Source organism: Tessaracoccus luoxuelianae (genome assembly GCF_055326245.1).
Genome location: NZ_JBUZNO010000002.1, coordinates 20,680 through 41,710, shown reverse-complemented (window position 1 = coordinate 41,710; position 21,031 = coordinate 20,680). Strand labels below are relative to the sequence as shown.

16 protein-coding genes and 1 rRNA gene are annotated in these 21,031 nt (G+C 68.2%); 3 read left to right on the top strand and 14 right to left on the bottom strand.

Features of this window, described 5'->3' with window-relative positions:
* Positions 1–27: 27 nt before the first annotated feature.
* Positions 28–1,545 (bottom strand): 16S ribosomal RNA (locus tag ACZK39_RS02825).
* Positions 1,546–2,547: 1,002 nt separating this feature from the next.
* On the opposite strand from ACZK39_RS02825, the gene ACZK39_RS02820 reads away from it, so the two are divergent.
* Positions 2,548–3,567, top strand: coding sequence for a CapA family protein (locus ACZK39_RS02820; RefSeq protein ID WP_463612443.1), 1,020 nt, complete (start codon positions 2,548–2,550; stop codon positions 3,565–3,567).
* 1 nt (position 3,568) lies between these two features.
* Here the strand turns inward: ACZK39_RS02820 and tyrS are convergent, their stop codons facing one another.
* Genes tyrS through argC form a run of 7 tightly spaced genes read right to left on the bottom strand, consistent with a single transcriptional unit; the run spans position 3,569 to position 11,119 of the window.
* Positions 3,569–4,822, bottom strand: a complete 1,254-nt coding sequence (gene tyrS / locus ACZK39_RS02815) for a tyrosine--tRNA ligase (RefSeq protein ID WP_463612442.1) — start codon at positions 4,820–4,822, stop codon at positions 3,569–3,571.
* A gap of 33 nt (positions 4,823–4,855) precedes the next feature.
* Positions 4,856–6,268 (bottom strand): argininosuccinate lyase, encoded by a 1,413-nt coding sequence (argH, locus tag ACZK39_RS02810; protein ID WP_463612441.1) that lies wholly within the window; start codon positions 6,266–6,268, stop codon positions 4,856–4,858.
* Positions 6,258–6,758: an arginine repressor gene (locus ACZK39_RS02805; RefSeq protein ID WP_182783896.1), complete on the bottom strand. Its 501-nt coding sequence runs from the start codon at positions 6,756–6,758 to the stop codon at positions 6,258–6,260. The genes argH and ACZK39_RS02805 overlap by 11 nt, the downstream gene beginning before the upstream one ends.
* Entirely contained in the window at positions 6,751–7,923 is a 1,173-nt protein-coding gene (locus ACZK39_RS02800) for an acetylornithine transaminase (RefSeq protein WP_463612440.1), read from the bottom strand. The genes ACZK39_RS02805 and ACZK39_RS02800 overlap by 8 nt, the downstream gene beginning before the upstream one ends.
* Positions 7,920–8,825 (bottom strand): acetylglutamate kinase, encoded by a 906-nt coding sequence (gene argB, locus ACZK39_RS02795; RefSeq protein ID WP_182799566.1) that lies wholly within the window; start codon positions 8,823–8,825, stop codon positions 7,920–7,922. Before argB ends, ACZK39_RS02800 begins: the two co-directional genes overlap by 4 nt.
* A gap of 58 nt (positions 8,826–8,883) precedes the next feature.
* Positions 8,884–10,047 (bottom strand): bifunctional glutamate N-acetyltransferase/amino-acid acetyltransferase ArgJ, encoded by a 1,164-nt coding sequence (gene argJ, locus ACZK39_RS02790; RefSeq protein ID WP_463612439.1) that lies wholly within the window; start codon positions 10,045–10,047, stop codon positions 8,884–8,886.
* Between the two features lie 40 nt (positions 10,048–10,087).
* The gene (gene argC, locus ACZK39_RS02785) at positions 10,088–11,119 is read right to left on the bottom strand and encodes an N-acetyl-gamma-glutamyl-phosphate reductase (RefSeq protein ID WP_463612438.1); all 1,032 of its coding nucleotides are present in this window, start codon (positions 11,117–11,119) and stop codon (positions 10,088–10,090) included.
* An 81-nt stretch (positions 11,120–11,200) separates the two neighbouring features.
* On the opposite strand from argC, the gene ACZK39_RS02780 reads away from it, so the two are divergent.
* Positions 11,201–12,103 (top strand): hypothetical protein, encoded by a 903-nt coding sequence (locus ACZK39_RS02780; protein ID WP_463612437.1) that lies wholly within the window; start codon positions 11,201–11,203, stop codon positions 12,101–12,103.
* Between the two features lie 67 nt (positions 12,104–12,170).
* Positions 12,171–13,652, top strand: coding sequence for a sodium/proline symporter PutP (putP, locus tag ACZK39_RS02775; protein ID WP_463612436.1), 1,482 nt, complete (start codon positions 12,171–12,173; stop codon positions 13,650–13,652).
* Here putP and ACZK39_RS02770 read toward each other — a convergent pair.
* Genes ACZK39_RS02770 through ACZK39_RS02745 form a run of 6 tightly spaced genes read right to left on the bottom strand, consistent with a single transcriptional unit; the run spans position 13,549 to position 21,015 of the window.
* Positions 13,549–14,907 (bottom strand): MFS transporter, encoded by a 1,359-nt coding sequence (locus ACZK39_RS02770; RefSeq protein WP_463612435.1) that lies wholly within the window; start codon positions 14,905–14,907, stop codon positions 13,549–13,551. The genes putP and ACZK39_RS02770 overlap by 104 nt on opposite strands.
* A complete protein-coding gene (locus tag ACZK39_RS02765) occupies positions 14,904–15,491 on the bottom strand; it encodes a TetR/AcrR family transcriptional regulator C-terminal domain-containing protein (protein ID WP_182783882.1) in 588 nt (195 codons plus the stop codon). Before ACZK39_RS02765 ends, ACZK39_RS02770 begins: the two co-directional genes overlap by 4 nt.
* Positions 15,492–15,496: 5 nt before the next feature.
* Entirely contained in the window at positions 15,497–16,567 is a 1,071-nt protein-coding gene (locus ACZK39_RS02760) for a GNAT family N-acetyltransferase (RefSeq protein WP_463612434.1), read from the bottom strand.
* 41 nt (positions 16,568–16,608) lie between these two features.
* Entirely contained in the window at positions 16,609–19,098 is a 2,490-nt protein-coding gene (gene pheT, locus ACZK39_RS02755; protein WP_463612433.1) for a phenylalanine--tRNA ligase subunit beta, read from the bottom strand.
* The gene (gene pheS, locus ACZK39_RS02750) at positions 19,095–20,204 is read right to left on the bottom strand and encodes a phenylalanine--tRNA ligase subunit alpha (RefSeq protein ID WP_463612432.1); all 1,110 of its coding nucleotides are present in this window, start codon (positions 20,202–20,204) and stop codon (positions 19,095–19,097) included. The genes pheT and pheS overlap by 4 nt, the downstream gene beginning before the upstream one ends.
* The gene (locus tag ACZK39_RS02745) at positions 20,188–21,015 is read right to left on the bottom strand and encodes a TrmH family RNA methyltransferase (RefSeq protein ID WP_463612701.1); all 828 of its coding nucleotides are present in this window, start codon (positions 21,013–21,015) and stop codon (positions 20,188–20,190) included. The genes pheS and ACZK39_RS02745 overlap by 17 nt, the downstream gene beginning before the upstream one ends.
* Positions 21,016–21,031: the final 16 nt, after the last annotated feature.

The window sequence follows — 21,031 nt, the reverse complement described above, 5'->3', positions numbered from 1 at the left end:
CTATGCGCTCAGTCTGAGGCTCCTTAGAAAGGAGGTGATCCAGCCGCACCTTCCGGTACGGCTACCTTGTTACGACTTAGTCCTAATTACCGGTCCCACCTTCGACGGCTCCCTCCACAAGGGTTAGGCCACCGGCTTCGGGTGTTACCGACTTTCATGACTTGACGGGCGGTGTGTACAAGCCCCGGGAACGTATTCACCGCAGCGTTGCTGATCTGCGATTACTAGCGACTCCGACTTCATGGGGTCGAGTTGCAGACCCCAATCCGAACTGAGACCGGCTTTTTGAGATTCGCTTACCCTTGCAGGTTTGCAGCTCTTTGTACCGGCCATTGTAGCATGCGTGAAGCCCTGGACATAAGGGGCATGATGACTTGACGTCATCCCCACCTTCCTCCGAGTTGACCCCGGCGGTCTCCTATGAGTCCCCGGCATTATCCGCTGGCAACATAGGACGAGGGTTGCGCTCGTTGCGGGACTTAACCCAACATCTCACGACACGAGCTGACGACAGCCATGCACCACCTGTAAACCGACCATAAAGGGGCATCTATCTCTAGATGTTTCCGGCATATGTCAAACCCAGGTAAGGTTCTTCGCGTTGCATCGAATTAATCCGCATGCTCCGCCGCTTGTGCGGGGCCCCGTCAATTCCTTTGAGTTTTAGCCTTGCGGCCGTACTCCCCAGGCGGGGTACTTAATGCGTTAGCTGCGGCACGGAGAACGTGGAAGTCCCCCACACCTAGTACCCACCGTTTACGGCGTGGACTACCAGGGTATCTAAGCCTGTTTGCTCCCCACGCTTTCGCTTCTCAGCGTCAGGAAAGGTCCAGAGAACCGCCTTCGCCACTGGTGTTCCTCCTGATATCTACGCATTCCACCGCTTCACCAGGAATTCCATTCTCCCCTACCTTCCTCAAGTCTGCCCGTATCGGAAGCAGGCTCAGGGTTGAGCCCTGAGTTTTCACTCCCGACGTGACAAACCGCCTACAAGCTCTTTACGCCCAATAATTCCGGACAACGCTTGCGCCCTACGTATCACCGCGGCTGCTGGCACGTAGTTAGCCGGCGCTTCTTCTGCAGGTACCGTCACTTTCGCTTCGTCCCTGCTGAAAGCGGTTTACAACCCGAAGGCCGTCATCCCGCACGCGGCGTTGCTGCATCAGGCTTTCGCCCATTGTGCAATATTCCCCACTGCTGCCTCCCGTAGGAGTTTGGGCCGTATCTCAGTCCCAATGTGGCCGGTCGCCCTCTCAGGCCGGCTACCCGTCGAAGCCTTGGTGAGCCGTTACCTCACCAACAAGCTGATAGGCCGCGAGTCCATCCTTGACCGCCGGAGCTTTACAACCTCCCCGATGCCGAGGAAGTTCATATCCGGTATTAGCACCTGTTTCCAGGTGTTATCCCAGTGTCAAGGGCAGGTTACTCACGTGTTACTCACCCGTTCGCCACTCGTGTACCCCCGAAGGGGCCTTACCGTTCGACTTGCATGTGTTAAGCACGCCGCCAGCGTTCGTCCTGAGCCAGGATCAAACTCTCCATTGAAATTTATCGGTGCAGGCCGAGGCCTGTTTAACCGTCAATCTAATTTTGGTTTGAAACTGACAGGATCCATTGCTGGATCTATCAATATTCATTCAAAGGAATCCGTACGTGACCGAGGTCACGTGACGGGTTCGCAATTGCAAGGCAAGCCCTGCAATGTGCATTTTTGGCATTGACTTTAAGCACGCTGTTGAGTTCTCAAGTTTCGGGTGCGTCCCGCGCCTCTGTCTCTCGACTTCCGCTTGGGGCAACTCGATCAACTTTACTTTGGAATGTTTCGCCTGTCAAATCGGCGAGTTCCTCAGTTTAGTTGTTTGCCGCTAGGCGGCTCGTCCAACTTTACTCTCTTGCGTTCGGCCTGTCAAATCGTTCTGACAGCTTCGAGCTGCTTGCGAGTGGCTTCAAATCCCTATTGACTAGGGCTTTTGGCCTTGAACTCCGCTTTCGCGGCTTGTCCTACGTTACTCACTCTGCTCACCCCTGTCAAACCGCTTGGTTTGGGGCCGACCGCTATTGAGTTGTTGCCGGTTGCCGGAGCAACCTGTGGAACACTACCCGAGTCCCTCTGGCCGATCAAATCGACTTCTTCGGGGCCGCACTCGCCGCCCGGGCCTTGAGCGGGTTCTTGTTGAACACACACTCGCCCGACCTTGTGAGTTTGGGTGGTGGCTTCGGGTCCGTCCTGATCGTCCGGTGCACCGTCGAAGCTTGATGAACCTTACACACCCCTCAGCGGCCGTGCAACTCGACGCTGGTGAGCCTTTGGGAGTGCCTCAAGGCGCGGCGTAGCCTTGCGCAATGAAGACGCTCCGTTCCCCTTGGCCGGTCCTGGCGATCCTGCTGGCTACGGGCTGTGCGCCCATGGGGTTGTCCCCCGCCGGACCTGATGAGCCACAAGCCACACAGTCCACCGTCTCGCAGGACGCACAAACCCCGCAGGCCAGTGGGAGCGCGTCCCCGTCCCCGAGCGCGGCGCCGTCGACCACCGTCCCCCCTCGGACGGTGACGATCAACGTCAGCGGCGACCTGCTGTGGCACAACTCCCTCTGGAACAGTGCGGAGGTGGACGCCAAGGTCACAGGCGCCCCTCGTTTCGACTTTCTCCCCCAGCTGGAATCGCTCCAGAGCTACGTCTCGGCGGCGGACATGGCCATCTGCCACTCGGAGGTTCCCTTCGCCGCCGTCGACGGGCCCTTCCGGAACTATCCCCTGTTCGCGGCACCCCAGGAGATCGCTCCCGCGATCAAGGCCGTGGGCTGGGATCTCTGCACCACGGCGTCGAACCACACCATGGACGCGGGATGGGAAGGCCTCGTGCGCACGATCGACGTGCACCAGGCTGCGGGCATCATGACCGCCGGCTCGTACGCCACCGAGGCCGCGGCCAACACCCCCGTCGTCTACACCACAGCCTCGGGCGTCAAGGTCGCCGTCATCAGCCAGACGTACGGCCTCAACGGGATCCCGAAGGCCGAGGGCAAGCCGTGGTCGGTCGAACTGCTCGACGCTGACCTGGCCATCGCCCAGGCTCAGCGTGCTCGTGAGGCAGGCGCCGACCTCGTCGCGGTGCACATCCACGCAGGCGACGAGTACTCCAGCAGCATCAACGAACAGCAGCGCCTGTATGCGGAACAGGTCACCGCCTCGCCCTACGTGGACTTCCTCTTCGGTCAACACGCGCACGTCGTCCAGCCCATCGATCGGGTGAACGACAAATGGGTGGTCTACGGAGCGGGAAACCTCATCGCCTCGAGTGGACCGGCCCAGCCGCTCACCTACGACGGCTACGTGGCCCAGGTCACCTTCACCGAGCAGGGCGGAGGAGGCTTCGCCGCCACCGCAGCCGAGTATGCGCCCACCATGATCACCAAGCACAACAGCAGCAATCCCGCGCGCGTCTACCTGATCCCCGACGAGCTGGCCGCGGGCACCTCACTGGAGGACGAGATGCAGGCCTCCGCCGCGCGCACCCGCGCCACCGTGAACTCACTCGGCGTGGAGGGCTTGACGGAACGCGGGTGACTCAGGAGCGGTAAACCCCGCCCACCGTCTTGCGCCCTCGTCGGAGGACTGCGAAACGCCCGTGCAGGAGGGTTGAGGGCGTGAGCATGAGCTCCGGGTCCTCCACCTTCACGTTGTTGAGGTAGGCGCCGCCCTCGGCGATGGCGCGCCGCGCGGCGCCCTTCGACTCGACCACGCCGGCCAGCGCCAGCGCGTCGACGATGGACACGTCCGCGTCGACGCTCTTGGCGCCCACCTCACTCAGCACCGTCTCCAGCGTCTGTGGCGTCAGGTCTTCCAGCTGCCCCCGCCCGAAGAGCGCTCCAGCGGCGTGCACCGCGGCCTGCCGCTCGTCGACTCCGTGCACAAGGTCCGTTACGTCGTCTGCCAGGGCGCGCTGCGCCTCCCGCTTGAACGGAGCCTCGACCGCGGAGCGCTCGAGAGCCTCGATCTCCTCCCGTGAGCGGAACGAGAACACCTTGAGGTAGTCGATGACCTTGGCATCCTCTGCGTTGAGGAAGAACTGATGGAACGCGTACGGCGAGGTCAACGTCGGATCGAGCCAGACGGTGCCGGCCTCGGTCTTGCCGAACTTGGTGCCATCGGCCTTCGTCAGCAGTGGCGTGGCCATGGCATGGACGTGCCCCTGGTCGCTGCGCCGGATGAGCTCGACCCCGGCGGTCAGGTTGCCCCACTGGTCCGAGCCGCCCGTCTGCAGCGTCACGCCGTGACGCCTGTGCAGCTCGCGGTAGTCCATCGACTGCAGCAGCACGTAGGAAAACTCCGTGTACGAGATGCCGGACTCCAGCCGCCGGGCGACGACGTCGCGCGCGAGCATCCTGTTGACGGGGAAGTGCTTGCCCACGTCGCGGAGGAAGTCCAGGACCGACATCTGACTGGTCCAGTCGAAGTTGTTGACCATGGTGGCGGCGTTGGGCCCCTCGAACAGGACGTAGCGCTCGACCTGGGCCCGGATCCGCTCCACCCAACCCGCCACGACGTCGGCTGAGTTCATCACACGCTCGCCGGACTGCTTCGGATCCCCGATGAGGCCCGTAGCACCGCCTACCAGCAGGAACGGCTGGTGCCCCGCATCCTGAAGCCTTCGGGCCAGCAGAAGCTGGACCAGGTTGCCGGTGTGCACGCTCTGCGCGGTGGGATCGAACCCCACGTAGAACCTCACCGGGCCGTCGTCCAGATGCGCCGCCAGCGCATCGGGGTCCGTCGAGTGGGCAATCAGGCCACGCCAGCGAAGGTCGTCGAGCAGTGCGTTCACGCCGGTCAGCATAGCCCGAGGGCTCCTCGGGGCTCAGCCTGCGTGGAACCCCGCGAGCTCCACCTGGGCCGCGCGCAGCTCCTCGAGCTGCTCACCCACGCGATCCGGCGCCGTGCCACCCCGCCCATCCCTGGAGGCGACGGATCCCTCCACCGTCAGGACCGCCAGCACCGACCCGTCGAGATGGGGCGAGATGGCGGGAAGGTCCTCGGCGGTGAGCTCCTGCAGCGTGATGCCCCTCGCCTCGCAGTAGCGCACCGTCTCCCCCGCTACCTCGTGGGCCACGGCGAACGGTACATGGGCGCGGACCAGGTGATCCGCCACATCCGTGGCCAACGAGAAGCCCTTCGGCGCCACCTCGGCCATCCGGTCCGGATGGAAGGTCAAGGTCCCCACCATGCCCGCGACGGCGGGCAGCAGCACGTGGAGCTGGTCCACGCCGTCGAAGATGGGCTCCTTGTCCTCCTGGAGGTCCCGGTTGTAAGCCAGCGGAAGCCCCTTCAGGGTCGCGAGCAGCCCCGCCAGGTTGCCGATCAGACGCCCCGCCTTCCCCCGCGCAAGCTCAGCCACATCCGGATTCTTCTTCTGCGGCATGATCGAACTGCCCGTGGACCAGGCGTCATCCAGGCTGGCGAACCCGAACTCGGCGGTGCACCAGAGGATCACGTCCTCCGCCAGGCGGGACAGGTCCACGCCGATCTGGGCCAGCACGTAGGCGGCCTCGGCGATCAGGTCCCGCGCCGCGGTGCCGTCGATCGAGTTGGGCACGGAGGAGCCGAATCCGAGCTCGCGGGAGACCAGCTCGGGGTCCAGCCCCAGGGAGGTGCCGGCGAGCGCCGCGGAGCCGTACGGGCTCACCGCCAGTCGGCGGTCGAGGTCGCGCAGGCGGTCGATGTCGCGGACGAGCGGCCAGGCATGCGCCAGTAGGTGGTGGCTCAACAGGATGGGCTGCGCGGACTGAAGGTGCGTGCGGCCGGGCATCACCACCCCCAGATGCCGGTCGGCTTGCGCGGCAAGCGCGTCGATGACCTGATCCACGTCCTGGGCGATCAGCCGGACCTCCTCGCGCAGATAGCTGCGGATAAGCGTGGCGATCTGGTCGTTGCGGGAGCGTCCCGCCCGCAAACGGCCTCCAAGCTCCGCGCCGACGATCTCCTTCAACCCGCGCTCCAGGGCGCCGTGGACGTCCTCGTCGCTCTCGGCGGCCACGAACTCGCGCGCCTCGACCCGACGGGATAGCTCCGCGAGACCCTCGTCCATGGCGGCCGCCTGCTGATCGTCCAGCAGTCCCGCGGCGTGCAGGGCCTTGGCATGGGCCCGGGACCCGGCCACGTCGTGGAGCGCCAACCGCCAGTCGAACTGCGTGGACTTGCTCAACGCGAACATGGCCTCGCTGGGTCCCCCCGCGAATCGACCGCCCCAGAGTCGTCCCTGCTCAGTGCTCATCGAGAAGCCCTCTTCCTGGTCGTCCGCTCTTGGTCATCTCGGAGATCCGCAGCACCACGCCGTCGGCCGCCTCCTCGTCTGCGGCGATGACGAGGATGGTGTCATCCCCGGCGATCGTACCCATCACGCCCGCCATCGCGGCGGCGTCGAGGCTGGCCGCGAGATACTGCGCGGCCCCCGGCGGCACCTTCAGCACGATCTGATTGCCGGCCGCACGCAGCGACTGGAGCATCTCCGCGCACAGGCGGGCCAGCTTGTCCATCGTCGCTCCGTGCCCTTCATCGGAGCCCGCGGCGTAGACGAGGGAGCCGTCATCCGCCCGCTGCCTGATGGCGCCGAGCGCCAGAAGATCCTTGGACAGTGTGGGCTGGCTCACGCTGATGCCTTCCGCGGCCAAGGCCTCGATCAGATCCGCCTGCGAAGCGTAGCGCGCCTCGTTGACCAGCTGGCGCAGCGTGGCCAGCCGTCCCGCCCTCGTCACTTCAGGCATGCGGCGCCAGGAGGCCCGGCAGCGCGTCGACGAAGGGCTGCAGTTCTGCTGGCGTGGAGATGAGCGGCGGCGCCACCCGCAGGACGTTCGGGCGCGGCGCATTGATGATGAATCCCGCGTCCAGCGCGTCGTCGGCTACCCGCGCCGCCACCTCATCGGTGAGGACCACGCCGAGGAGCAACCCGCGGCCCCGGACCCCGCTGATCAGGGGATGACCCAGATCCCGCATGGCGTCGGCGAGCCAGCGCCCGGTGGTGCGGGCGTTGTCCAGGACGCCGCCCTCCAACGCATCGAGGACGGCATGTCCGGCGGCCGCAGCGACCGGGTTGCCGCCGAAGGTGGTGCCGTGCTGCCCCGGGTGCAGCAGGGACGCCGCAGAACCTGTGGCGAGGCAGGCGCCCACCGGAAAACCGTTGCCGAGCCCCTTGGCCAGCGTGACCAGGTCCGCCACCACGCCCTCAGCGCGGTGCGCCAGGTACTCACCGCACCGGGCGAGCCCCGTCTGCACCTCGTCGATCCACAGCAGCGCGCCCGCCGCGGTGGCGATCTCGCGCGCCGCGGCCAGGAACCCCTCCGGCGCCGGGACCACGCCGTTCTCCCCCTGGATGGTCTCCACCACCACTGCCGCCGTCGTGCCGTCGACCGCCTCGCGCAGCGCGGCGACGTCGCCGAAGGGCACGAAGGTCACCTCGCCGGGGAGAGGTTCGAACGGCTCGCGGTACTTGGGATTGTGGGTGAGCGCCAGGGCCCCCATGGTGCGGCCGTGGAAGGAGCCCTCCATGGCCACCAGCTTGGTGCGGCCCGTGAGCCGCGTCAGCTTGAAGGCCGCCTCGTTGGCCTCCGTTCCGGAGTTGGTGAAGAACACGCGTGCCTCGGGCGCGCCCGTGAAGGCAGCCAACCGCTCGGCGAGGCGGATTTGCTGCTCGCTGGCGAAGAAGTTGGACACGTGGCCGAGGTGGCCCAGCTGGCGCGTGATGGCCGCGGTGACGCCGGGATGGTTGTGGCCGAGGCCGTTGACCGCGAGCCCGGAGAGGAGGTCGAGATAGCGGGCGCCGTCGGCGTCGTAGAGGTGCACCCCTTCACCGCGCTCGAACACCCGTTTCGGGGGGCCGAACGCGTTCATCATCACAGCGCCGTACCGCGCCTGGAGATCTGCCTGGCTCATGCCGCTGCCCCCTCGTTGGTGACCATGGTGCCCACGCCCTCGTCGGTGAATATCTCCAGGAGGAGGCAGTGCGGGATCCGCCCGTCGATGACGGTGGCGGACGTGACGCCTCCCTCGACGGCGCGGATGCAGGCCTCCATCTTGGGGATCATGCCCGCGTCTAGACGCGGCAGCATGTCGCGCACCTCGGGCGTGGAGATCTGCGTGATCACCGACTCCTCGTCCGGGTAGTTGGCATAGACGCCGGCGACGTTGGTGAGCATCACGAGTCGCTTGGCCCCGAGCGCCACCGCCAGAGCGGCGGCCGCCGTGTCGCCGTTGACGTTGTGCACCTGCCCCTCGACGTCCGGGGCGACGGTGGCCACCACCGGGATGCGGCCAGCCTGGATCAGGTCGAGGATGGCCGCCGGATCAACCGACTCCACGTCGCCGACGAGTCCCAGGTCTATCTCCTCGTCATCGATCATCAGGCCGCGACGCTTGGCGGTGAACAGTCCGCCGTCCTCGCCCGACATGCCCACGGCGAACGCCCCGTGCTGGTTGATGAGATTGACCAACTCGCGCCCCACCTGCCCGACGAGCACCATCCGTACCACGTCCATCGCCTCGGGGGTGGTGACGCGGAGCCCGCCGCGGAACTCCGAGGCGATGTCGAGGCGCGCCAGCATTGAGGAGATCTGGGGTCCGCCGCCGTGCACCACGACCGGCTTCACGCCAACGCGCCGCAGGAACACGATGTCTTCGGCGAAGGCGCGCTTGAGCGCGTCGTCGGTCATGGCGTTCCCGCCGTACTTGATCACGACGGTCTGCCCGGCGTACTCCGCCAGCCAGGGCAGCGCCTCGATGAGGGTGCCCGCCTTGGCGATGAGCTCGGGCTGCTGCTGGATACGGGTCTTGGTCATCATGGGAGGTCCCTCGGGTTGCGGAGCGTGAAGGCGGAGGTGCGGCGGAGCGCCGCGGTCAGGTGGAGTACTCCGCGTTCTCCTTGACGTAGTCGTAGGTGAGGTCGTTGGTGAGGATCGTCGCTGTGTCGCGGCCGGCATGAAGGTCCACCTGGACGTGGACCTGACGGCCCGACAGGTCCACCAGGCCGCGGTCGTCGCCGATCTGGCCCGCCCGGCACACCATGACATCGTTGAAGGAGACGTCCAGGGCGTCCGGGTCGAACGTGGCGTGGGTGACGCCGATGGCAGAGAGCACCCTCCCCCAGTTGGGATCGCCGCCGAAGATGGCGCACTTGAACAGGTTGGACCTGGCGATCTCCCGGCCGACCGTCACCGCGTCACTCTCGGACGCTGCACCGACCACCTCGATGGAGATCTCGTGGGCCGCGCCCTCGGCGTCGGCGATCAGCTGCCGGGCGAGGTCCTGGCAGATCGCGGTCAGCGCCGCCTGGAACTCGGTGGGCTCCGGCGCTGTCCCGGAGGCGCCGCTGGCCATCAGCAGCACCGTGTCGTTGGTGGACATGCAGCCATCGGAATCTGCCCGATCGAAGCTCAGCCGGGTGGCCTCCCGCAGGGCGGCGTCGAGGCTTCCCGCGTCGAGGACGGCGTCGGTGGTGAGCACCACCAGCATGGTCGCGAGGCCTGGAGCGAGCATGCCCGCTCCCTTGGCCATCCCTCCGATCGACCACGGCCCAACCCGAATGCCTGCCTGCTTCGGGACCGAGTCGGTGGTCATGATGGCGACGGCCGCGGCGGGGCCCCCGTCATCCGACAGGTGTGCGCACGCGTCGTCGACCCCCGGCAGCAGGAGGTCCATCGGCAGCCGGAGCCCGATCAGCCCGGTGGAGCACACCGCGACGTTGTCAGTGATGAGCCCGAGCTGCCCCGCGACCCGCGACGCCGTCGCAGCCGAATCAGCGAAACCGTCCGCTCCCGTGCACGCGTTGGCGCCGCCCGAGTTGAGCACCACGGCCTGCAACTGTCCGTCCTCGACCGCCTGCCTCGACCACTTCACCGGGGCCGCGACGACGCGGTTCGAGGTGAAGACGCCGGCCGCCGCCATGCTCGGCCCGGTGTTCCGGACGACGGCGAGGTCCGGGCGGCCGCTCGCCTTGAGGCCGGCCGTGACGCCCGAGGCGAGGAATCCCTGCGGGAGGGTCACTCCGGTAGGTGTGCTCATGACTGTGTCTCTTCCTTATCTGAGATATTCGTTGCCTGGATCAGGGCGCGACGCCCACCGCGGGCAACCCGAGTGACTCCGGAAGACCCAGGGCCAGGTTCATCGACTGGACCGCACCGCCGGCGGTGCCTTTGGTGAGGTTGTCGATGGCCGAGATGGCGATCAGCCGACCCGCCGACTCGTCGACCGTCACCTGGACAGTCGTGACGTTGGACCCCGCGACCGAGGCTGTCTGAGGCCACACCCCCGGCGGCAGGACGTGCACGAACGGTTCGTCTGCGTAGAACTCCCGATAGGCCTGCTGCGCGTCCTCGGAGGTGACACCCTCGGCGACTGGCGCGGAGCAGGTGGAGAGGATTCCCCTGGGCATCGGGGCCAGCAGCGGGGTGAACGAGACGTTGACCGCGGCGCTGGTCACAGACGAGAGGTTCTGAACGATCTCAGGGGTGTGCCGGTGAATCCCGCCCACTCCATAGGGGCTCATGTTGCCCATCACCTCGGAGGCGAGGAGGTTCGGCTTGAGTGACTTCCCGGCGCCGGAGGCCCCGCTGGCCGCGACGATGACGATCTGGCCCAGATCTATCAGGCCGTTGGCCACGGCGGGGAGAAGGGCGAGCGTGCAGGCCGTCGGGTAGCAGCCCGGGACCGCGATGCGCCTGGCCCCGGCCAAGCGCTCCCGCTGGCCCGGCAACTCGGGCAGGCCGTACGGCCACGTCCCCGCATGCGCCGACCCGTAGAACCGCTCCCACGCAGCAGAATCCTGGAGCCTGAAATCGGCCCCGGCGTCCACCACGAGGGTGTCGTCGCCCAACTGCTCTGCGATGGCGGCCGAAGTGCCGTGCGGAAGCGCGAGGAAGACCACGTCGTGGCCTGCCAACTCGTCCGCGGTGGTGGGCGCGACCACACGGTCGGCCAAGGCGAACAGGTGGGACTGGTGGACCCCCAGCCTGTCGCCGACGCTCGAGTTCCCGGTGAGTGCGCCGATCTCGACCTCGGGGTGCTGGAGCAGCAGGCGAAGCAGCTCGCCGCCCGCGTAGCCCGTGCACCCCGCCACCGCCACTGAATACGTCATAGGCTTGAGTATGCCAGGAGTTCGATACATATTCCACCCGGGGCGGGATACCCTGGGTTCCCCACATCTGAGGAGGCGCCGGTGGCCAGCTTCGTCCGCACGACGATCTCGCTCGTGCTCCTGCTCGCCGCAGTTGGCGCCGCATTGGCCGGGCTGGGGGCCCATTGGCTCGACCGGGTTGCCCGCACCCCGGCCCCCCTGCACGCGATAGCGGGTCCCCTGGCTTCCGATCAGCGCGTGATGGACGCGATCGCCGTCGAACTGAGCGCGGCCGCGGTCGCACGTCTCCCCTCCGCCGTCGACCTTCTCCCCGGAGTCCGGACACAACTGGAGGACCTGATCGGGCTCGCCGTACACGCAGCGCTGACCGATGACGGCGTGACGGAGGCGTGGCACGAGGCGATCGACCGGTCGCGTGCGGACTTCGTGACGGGCCTGGACGCCATGCGCACCGACGGCGCCGACGCTCCGACTCTGTGGCTGCCACTGGCGCCATTCGTCGAGGAGGGTCAGGCCAGGCTGCTGGAGATGACGCCGGAACTCCTGCGCCCTTTCGTCATCGAGCTCGACGTCCCCGCCGAGGAGCTGCGCATCGCGCTCGGCCGGCCCGACACCGTGCAGGCCGGATACGCCGCTGACGGGTTGGCGGTGGCAAGGCACTGGATCTGGTTCTATGCGGCCGCTACCCTGCTGGCTGTCCTCGGGCTCGCCGTCGGCTCCCGACGAGGGCGCTGGGTGGCCTGGACCCTCGCGGCGGTCGCTGGGATGGTCGCGGTGATCCTCGGGCGGCGCACGCTCGACGGGGTTTCCGTCCCCGACGGGAGTACCCTCGCGGCGGCGGTCCAGTCGGCCCTTGTCGAGGGCACGATGTCCTCCCTGCAGGACTGGACCGCACCCGCCGTCACGCTGGGATGGGCGCTCCTCGCATTCGGAATCCTCGGCCTGGTCATCTCTGCAGCAGGGCCCAAGGGTCGCGTTAGCTGAGTTCGCCGATCCTGCCCCCGCGAACGCGCGATAGGTTGACCTGAGTTCGCCGCTTCGAAGGGAAGACATGTCCGAGGAGACCTACCAGGGCATCGCGATGGTCGTGTACTTCGCCGCCATGATCGGCATCGGAGTCTGGGCCTACTACCGCACGACCACCGTCAACGACTACATGCTGGCGGGACGGGCGCTCGGCCCAGTGGCGGCCGCGCTCTCCGCGGGAGCCTCCGACATGTCGGGGTGGCTGCTCATGGGACTGCCCGGGGCGCTGTACCTCTCAGGCATGGTGGAGTTCTGGATCGCCATCGGGCTGAGCATCGGCGCTTGGCTCAACTGGAAGTTCGTCGCCCCCCGCCTGCGCGCCTACACCGAACTGGCGGGCGACGCGATCACCATCCCCAGCTTCTTCGGCAACCGCCTCAGGGACTCGACGAGAGCGCTACGCCTCACCGCCGGCGTGATCATCCTGGTGTTCTTCACCTTCTACGTCTCGAGCGGAATGGTGGCCGGGGGCAAGTTCTTCGACGCCTCGTTCGGCATGGACTACCGCCTGGGCATGGTCCTGGTGGCCGGGGTTGTGGTGCTCTACACCCTGGTGGGTGGCTTCCTGGCCGTGTCCTACACCGACCTCGTCCAGGGAATCATGATGCTGGCGGCGCTGGTCGCGGTCCCGCTCGCAGGGGTGGTCTATGTCGGCGGGCCGGTCGCGCTGTACGACATCGTCGTGACGCTGGACCCGGACGCCTTCAAGCTCTGGGGGGCCACGACCACCGTGATGGGCGTGGTGTCGTCTGCCGCGTGGGGGCTGGGCTACTTCGGCCAGCCGCACATCATCGTGCGGTTCATGGCGCTGCGCACACCTCAGGAGGCCGTGCCCGCCCGACGCATCGGCATGGGCTGGATGATCCTGTCCTGCCTCGGCGCCGCAGGCACCGCACTCGTGGGCATCGCCGTCTTCAAGCGTGACGAGGGCCTCCTCCCGGACCAGGAGACGGTGTTCATCGCCTTGGGACAACTGCTGTTCCACCCCCTGATCGCCGGGTTCATGCTGGCGGCGATCCTCGCCGCCATCATGTCCACCATCTCGTCGCAACTCCTGGTCACGGCGTCGGCCCTCGTCGAGGACCTGTACGCGACGTTCTTCCCCGCAGGGCTGACCGCCGCACGCGGCGTGCTGTTGAGCAGGGGGGCGGTGCTGGCCGTGGCCATCGTCGCCGCTGCGCTGGCCTGGGAGCAGAACGACACCATCCTGGGCCTGGTCGCCTTCGCCTGGGCCGGCTTCGGCGCCGCCTTCGGCCCGACCGTGCTGCTCAGTCTGTACTGGCGTCGACTCAGCAGCTGGGGAGCCCTCGCGGGCATGGTGATGGGCGCGGCGACCGTCGGGGTCTGGGGGACGATGGAGGGCGGCATCTTCGACGTCTACGAGATCCTGCCCGGCTTCGTGCTCAACCTCGTGACCGCGGTGGCGGTGTCGTCGGTGACCTACCGTCCGAACCCGGAGATCGACGCGGAGTTCGACGAGCAGGTCCGCCTGCTCGCCCGGGCGTGATCTGGGGCATCAGCCACCACGCCCACACGGCCCCCGCCCAGCACAGACCACCGACCACGGCCCCGGCGGCCGAGATCGGCCACGCCAGCGTCACCAGCGCCACGATGCCCGGAGCCAGCAGTCGGCCGGTGCCGTTGACGGTGTTCCATCTGGCCAGATGCCGGGTCCGGTGGGCCTCCGGCGACAGGTCGATGCCCAGCGTCATCACTATGCCGGCCCCGAACCCGTTGCCGAACGCCACCAGCGCCGCCGACGCGGCAAGGGCCCAGAAGGCCCCGGCCCGAGAGCCCTCAGCGAGTGTGGCGGCGAGCACCACCAGAAGCAGGTATCCGGCGCCGGAGAAGATCAGGCACGGCACCAGGACCGCGGCCCGACCGTAACGGTCCATCAGGGTGCCCGCCGGAACGAACATCACGATCTCGACGACGGCGGCAATGGCGAAAATGAGCGAGATCTCGTCCCCGCGGAGCCCGAGCATCGCACCGAGCAGAGGGAAGATGAGGGGGCGGGAGATCCGGGACATGGTGAGCGGCACCGTCGCGAACCCGGCCAGGACCATTGTCACCCCTGCGGTCCGATGCGGCGCCTGCGGGGAGGGCACGACCGGGATTCTTCCCACTGCCTGGCGCATGGTGGGTCGCTTCGCGGCGTGCTCCCCGGGGAGCATCGTGAGCGCCACCATGAGCGTGGCGGCGGCCATCGCCACCGCGTCGAGACCGATCACCCAACCCTCATGCCCCAGGGCGATGATGCCTGCCCCGAGCAGTGGCCCGATCACCTGGCCGATGCGCATCATGCCTCCGAAGGTGCTCATCCCCCGGGCCCGCAGTTCTGGTGGCAGAGCGGTTCCGAGGTAGGCCTGCCGCCCGATGATCCACACCTCCCGGGACAGTGACGACACCACGAGGGAGGCGACAAGGCCCGCCTGGTGCCAGTGCGTGGGGCCGGTGATGCGTGCATGCTCCACCATCACCAGCGTGCCGATCTGGGTGCAGGTCACCGCCACCCCGGTGACGATCATGGCCCGCCGCTCCCCCAGCGCCGTCATCAGCGCCCCCAAAGGGATGGGGCCGAGAACACCCACGACACCGGTGATGAGGGTCAGCGCTGCTGCCGCCGGTACCGAGAACCCCAACGCCAGGGCGATGAGCGGGATCACAGGCAGAGTGGCCATCATTCCGACGGCCTGGGCCAGCGTGGGCGCGTACACCGGTCCGATCAGCGAACGCAGGACGAGGCGCGCACTCGCGCTCATCGCATCGCGCCGGGTCCGACCCCGATCCGCACCGTGGACGAGTCCACCCCTGAGATGAAGAGCGCAAGCCCCCACTCGAAGGTGCGGGTTGCGTCGGCGGCATCGAAGTGGCTGACCACGCCCAGCTGATGCATCTGCGCCCGCGTCTGTTCCTCCATGACGTGCCCGAGCACAAAGTGCAGGAGCGCCGCCATGGTGGCGGCAGGCTCAGGCGCCAGCCCCGCTTCCAGCCGCTCCCTGCCAGCGCCACACGGGTCCACCGCGCCGAGTCCGAGCGCGTGTGCCGAGGAGACCAGCTCGGCGGCATCGCGGTGCTGGAGCAGCGCCCGACGCAGCCCTCGCGCCCACTCCGACAGCCATTCGGCGACGGCGCCTGGGCCCGGGGCCCCGTCGGCCACAGCGGCGGCGAGGATCTCGTCGGCGACGGCGGCGAGCAGCGACTGCTTGTTGGGAACGTGATAGTACAGCGCCCCGGCCTGGACCCCGAGTGCGTCGGCAACCCGCCGCATCGAAAGGTCGCCGAGGCCGTACTCGTCGAGAATGCCTAGCCCTGCCTCAACGATGGACCGACGGGACAGCGCCACGCGCCTCAGCCCCGCATCCGGTGCTCGAACCAACCCGACGCCGCGATCGGGCGATACCCCAGACGCCGGTTGATGGCCAACATGTAGTCGTTCTCCGACGCGTTGCCCGTGACCAGCCGCCCGGCCAGTGGCCACTGTGCGCGCACCGAGGCGTGACTGTGCGTCTTGACGAACCAGCCCAGGCCGCGACCGCGGTGGTCTCCCACGACGAGGGTCTCCCACTGGTCCACCACCGGCCGGCCGGACTCGTAGATGAATCGGGTGAAGCCGACGAGGCGCCCCGTCGGGACGTGCCGGACGGCGGTATAGAGCCACTCGCAGCCACCCCTGGCCAGCGCCTCATCGTGGCTAAGCACCCGGGCGGCGTCGATCAGCTCAGGCTCAAGAGCCGCCTCGCCCATCGGCACGTCGGTGCTCATCACCACCATCAGGCGGGCCATCTCGTCGAGCCATTCAGCCGGGGTGGTTCCAGACCACTGCACCAGGTCGTACTCGGGCGCGGTGGCCGCCCGAGCCGCAGCGGCATCGGCGTCCAGCAGGCCCTGCTCCGGGAGGGTCATCCCTGAGATGGTCTCAACCTGCACGAGCCGGTAGCCCCTGCCCAGCAGGAATCGCGCCGGTGCTCCTTCCGGGTCGATGGCCCCCTCCCCCTCAGCCGCGCTGAGCCGGCGCGAGCCGCGGGGAGTGGCCGGCTCCCACGTCCAGGCCTGCAGGGTGTCGCGGCCGGCGGAGCGCGCCTCCGCGACCGCTGCGTCATAGAGCGCCGCGCCTATGCCGCGGCCGCGGTGAGCCTCCGCCACGACAACGCTGAGGAAGGCCACGTGCCTGTTGTCACGCTGCGGCAGCTCAACGAACGCGACACCCACGGGCGTGCCGTCCTCGAACGCAACGAACGGCACCTGGAGGCTGTACTGGGGCCTGGTCCCTTCGGCCCAGCGGCGCAGCGCCGAGTGCGACAGGTCCTCGTTGCCGAACAGCCCGCGCACCACGTCGCCCCAGAGACGCTCGTCGAGTTCGAAGATCCAGAAGCCTGGATCCTCAGGGAACGAGGGGTAGTCCATCCGCGTGATCTGCACCTGAGCAGCCTACTCGGGACGCCGGGGAACCGGCGTGAGCGTCAGGCGCGCTGCACCGCCCCGAACCGTTCGACGGCGACCGCCACGGCCGCCTGCCTCGCGGCTGCGGCTTCCGCGTCGGTGAGCGTCCTGTCGGATCGGAAGCGCAGCGCGAACGCCAACGACTTGCGTCCCTCGCCCACCTGATCGCCCGAGTACACGTCGAACAGGGAGATGGACTCCAGCAGTTCCCCGGCACCCTCAGCCAACGCGGACTCGACCTCAGCGGCAGGAACGTCGCGATCGACGATCAGCGCCACGTCCTCCTTGGCGAGCGGGAACGGCGACAGAGTCCCGATGGCGCCCCCCGAGACGGCCTGGCTCAGCAGGAGGTCCAGGTTGAACTCGACAGCCGCGGTTCGCTCGGGGAGCCGCAGAGCCGCGACCACCGCTGGGTGCACCTCGCCGGCGTAGCCCAACACGATCCCGTTGAGCGACAGCTCAGCGCAGCGACCCGGATGCCATGGCGCCCGCTCCACGTTGCGCCGCGACAGCCGCGCACCCACGGCCGCGGCGGCGTGCTCCGCGAGGGCCACCACGTGTGTCCAGTCCGCCGCGACAGCAGGGCCGGCCCATCCCGCGGGCCTCCAGTTGCCGGTGACGACCGCGGCCACCGTGTGCGGCTGCGCTGGGATGGCCGCGTCGATGTCGGCGATCTCCTCATCAGACGGTCGGTGCGCCACACCGGGACGCGGTGCGGCGGGCTCGCCACCCTCGAAGAACGCCTTGCCCTGCTCGAACAGCGCGAGGTCCGTGAGGCTGCGGGAGGTGTTGCGCGCCACGGCGGCGAACAGCCCCGGCAGCAGGGAGGTCCGCAGGTAGGGATGGGTCTCGGACAGCGGGTTGGCCAACCGGATGAGCCGCCGGGTCGGGTCGTCGGCCGGGATCTGCAGCTGATCGAGCTCCTCGACCGAGGCGAAGGGCAGCGACAGCACCTCGGTGAAGCCGAGGGCCGCGATGGCCCGCAGCACGGCCCGCCGATGGAGCAGGCGCGGCGCCAGCCCGCGGCTCACGGGCGGGATGGGGAGCTTGAGTCCGATGCGGTCATAGCCGATGTGGCGTCCGACCTCTTCGACGATGTCGTAGGGGTCAACGAGGTCGCCGCGCCAGCTCGGCACCTCCAGCGTCAGGGAATCGCCCAGCGAAGTCACGGACACCCCGCTTGCCGCCAGCAGCCGGACGCTCTCGTCCTGATCCACGCGCGTCCCCAGCACGGCGGGGATGAGTCCGGAGCGCAACGACACCCTGTGGGGCGATGGCGCCGACCCGACGACGGTCTCGGCTGTCATCGCGCCCCCGCCGTGGGTGGTGAGCAGTTGGGCGGCGCGCCGGGCGGCGGCGTAGGGCACCTGCGGGTCGACGCCGCGCTCGAACCGCTTGGACGCCTCCGAGGGAAGTCCGTGGCGGCGGAAGGTCCGCGACACGGAGACCGGCTGGAAGTGCGCTGCCTCGAGCACGATGGTGGTTGTCGATCCGGACACCTCGGTGTCTTCGCCGCCCATGACGCCCGCGAGCCCGATCGGGCCGGAGTCGTCGGTGATCAGCAGGTCGTCTGCGTCCAGCTGCCGGTCCTGCCCGTCCAGGGTCCGCAACTTTTCCCCTGCTGCGGCCGCACGGACCCGGATCGGGCCTTGGAGCTTTCCCGCGTCGTAGGCGTGGAGGGGCTGACCGGACTCCAGCATCACGTAGTTGGTCACGTCCACCGCCAGCGAGATCGAGCGGACTCCCGCCCCCTTCAGCCTGTCCGCCATCCACCCCGGGGTGGCGGCAGCCGGATCGAGGCCGTCAATGGTGAGGGCCACGAACGCCGTGCAGCGCGGGTCCTCCAGCACGACGGGGTGTCCGCCGTCGGTGGGCTCAGGCAGGTGCTGCCGGTACGGATCCTCGAAGGAGACCCCGTTGACGATCGCGGCCTCCCGCGCCAGGCCCCGGAGGGACAGGCAGTAACTCAGATCTGGGGTGACGTCGATGTCCAGCACCTCATCGGCGGTCCACAGGAGCGCGACTGCGTCGTCGCCCGGCTCACCTGCGTCGGAGGGCAGGACGATGATGCCGTCGTGATCCTCGCCCAGCCCGAGCTCGAGCTGGGAGCAGATCATGCCGTCGGAGACGTGTCCGTAGGTCTTGCGGGCGGCGATCTGGAAGTCGCCGGGCAGCACTGTGCCGGGGAGCGCCACCACCACAAGGTCGCCTTCGGCGAAGTTGTGCGCTCCACAGACGATGCCGCGGCTGGCGGGGTGCTCGTCTGTGGCCTCGTCGTTGTGCGCGCCGACGTCCACGCGGCAGTAGCGGATGGTCTTGCCGTTCTTCTGCGGCTCATCCACCGAGGACAGGACCCGCCCCACCGTGAGGGGACCCGTGACGGGCGACTCGGTGGACTCGATGTGCTCGACGGTGAGGCCCAACGCGGTGAACTGGTCTGCGAGCTGGGCGGTGGTGACGCCGGCGGGCAGCGTGACGAGGTCTCGCAGCCAGGAAACGGGGGCCTTCATCGGGATCCTCCCAGGATTGAACGGCTGAATCGGATGTCGCCCTCGACGAAGTCGCGGAGGTCCGGCGCGCCGGTGCGGAACATCACCGTGCGGTCCACGCCCATCCCGAAGGCGAAGCCCGAGTAGACGTCGGCGTCAATGCCGCAGGCCGTGAGGACGCGCGGGTTGACGACGCCACAGCCGCCCCACTCGATCCAGCCTTCGGACCGGCAGGTGCGGCAGGGGCGCTCCGGGTTGCCGACGGACTCACCGTGGCAGACGAAGCACTGCAGGTCCACCTCGGCGCTCGGCTCGGTGAACGGGAAGTAGTGGGGCCGCATCCGGGTCTGCACGTCGCCGAACATTGCCCGCGCCAGGTGGTCCAGAGTCCCCCGCAGGTCAGCCATCGAGATGCCCTTGTCCACGACGAGGCCCTCCAACTGATGGAACACGGGCAGGTGGGTGGAGTCGTACTCATCGGCCCGGAAGACCTTCCCGGGGCTGATCACATACAGCGGGACGCCACGCTCGAGTAGAGACCGGACCTGCACAGGCGAGGTCTGGGTGCGCAGCAGCTTGCCCTCCGACGGCGGGTCCACCCACAGGGTGTCCTGTTGGGCCCGTGCGGGGTGGTCCGGCGCCAGGTTGAGTGCGTCGAAGTTGTACCATTCGGCCTCGAGTTCGGGACCGTCGGCCACCTCCCAGCCCATGCCCACGAATACGTCGATCATCTCGTCGATGAGGGACGTGACGGGGTGCAGAGCCCCGCGGGGGCCCATCTCCACAGGCAGCGTCATGTCAAGGCGTTCGGCCACGAGCGCCTCCTCGAGTTCGGAGGCCGCAAGGCCGGCCTGGCGATCCGCGAAGGCCCGCGCGACGGTAGCGCGCGCCTGCCCCACCCGTTGCCCGGCCTCCTTGCGGGCCTGAGGCGGAAGGGCGCCGATCTCACGGTTCGCCAACGCCAGCGGCGAGGCGTCGCCCGCGTGGTCCAGGCGGGCGTGCTTCAGCTCGGCGGTGGTGGTGGCCGCGTCGATCGCCGCCAGGGCGGCCGCCACGGCGGAGTCGATGGCATCCGGATTGAGGGCAGCGACCTGCTTGGGATCAAAGTTGTCATTGGGCCCGGACATCGTCGGGTCCTCCTTCTTCACCGGTTCGACGTTGCGCAGATGCGGTGGCGTAGAGGCACACCGCAGCCGCGCTGGAGAGGTTGAGGCTCTCCGCTTGCCCCCACATTGGCACGGCGACCACCTCGTCCGCCAGCCGGGCATCCTCCGGCGGCAGTCCCCACGCCTCATTGCCCATGATCCAGGCGATGGGACCGCTGAGCTCACCGGCGGCGGCCTTGAGGTCCAGTGGTGCCCCGTCGCCGTCGGCCGCGAGGACCTTCAACCCCATCGCCTTGACCCGCGCGACGGCCTCGGACAGGGGAACGCCGGTGAGGATGGGCATGTGGAAGAGGCTGCCCACCGTGGACCTGACGGTCTTGGGGTTGTAGATCTCGACGCTTCCGGCGGTGAGGATCACGGCGTCGGCGCCGAAGGCATCGGCACACCGGATGACGGTGCCGGCGTTGCCGGGGTCCCGCACCTGCGCGCAGATCACCACCAGCCGAGCGCCCTCCAGGGCGTCCCAGCCGAAGCTCAGCTGCCGGCAGACCGCTACGATGCCCTGCGGGGTGACCGTGTCGCTGAGCTGCCTCATGGCGTGCTCGTCGGCCTGCCACACCGGCACCGCGATCCCCTGGAGAAGATCAGCGTGCTTGGCGGGATCGTCGACGATCACCTCCTCGACGACTCGCGCCGCGGCCAACGCCTCCCGGACCGCTTGGCGACCCTCAACGAGGAAGGTCCCCGACAGGTCCCGGCCCCGGCGCTGCGTCAAACGACGAACCGAACGCAGCACCGAGGCGGGGAGGCCAGGGGCAACGTTCGGTTCCATCGTCACTGAGGAGTTC

What these genes read in the sequence shown, in the direction of transcription:
- putP (WP_463612436.1), top strand. Translation starts at nt 12,171, where the DNA reads ATGTCCGAGGAGACCTACCAGGGCATCGCGATGGTCGTGTACTTCGCC.
- pheT (WP_463612433.1), bottom strand. Translation starts at nt 19,098, where the DNA reads ATGAAGGCCCCCGTTTCCTGGCTGCGAGACCTCGTCACGCTGCCCGCC.
- argC (WP_463612438.1), bottom strand. Translation starts at nt 11,119, where the DNA reads ATGACGTATTCAGTGGCGGTGGCGGGGTGCACGGGCTACGCGGGCGGC.
- argJ (WP_463612439.1), bottom strand. Translation starts at nt 10,047, where the DNA reads ATGAGCACACCTACCGGAGTGACCCTCCCGCAGGGATTCCTCGCCTCG.
- argB (WP_182799566.1), bottom strand. Translation starts at nt 8,825, where the DNA reads ATGACCAAGACCCGTATCCAGCAGCAGCCCGAGCTCATCGCCAAGGCG.
- ACZK39_RS02800 (WP_463612440.1), bottom strand. Translation starts at nt 7,923, where the DNA reads ATGAGCCAGGCAGATCTCCAGGCGCGGTACGGCGCTGTGATGATGAAC.
- ACZK39_RS02805 (WP_182783896.1), bottom strand. Translation starts at nt 6,758, where the DNA reads ATGCCTGAAGTGACGAGGGCGGGACGGCTGGCCACGCTGCGCCAGCTG.
- ACZK39_RS02770 (WP_463612435.1), bottom strand. Translation starts at nt 14,907, where the DNA reads ATGAGCGCGAGTGCGCGCCTCGTCCTGCGTTCGCTGATCGGACCGGTG.
- pheS (WP_463612432.1), bottom strand. Translation starts at nt 20,204, where the DNA reads ATGTCCGGGCCCAATGACAACTTTGATCCCAAGCAGGTCGCTGCCCTC.
- ACZK39_RS02745 (WP_463612701.1), bottom strand. Translation starts at nt 21,015, where the DNA reads ATGGAACCGAACGTTGCCCCTGGCCTCCCCGCCTCGGTGCTGCGTTCG.
- argH (WP_463612441.1), bottom strand. Translation starts at nt 6,268, where the DNA reads ATGAGCACTGAGCAGGGACGACTCTGGGGCGGTCGATTCGCGGGGGGA.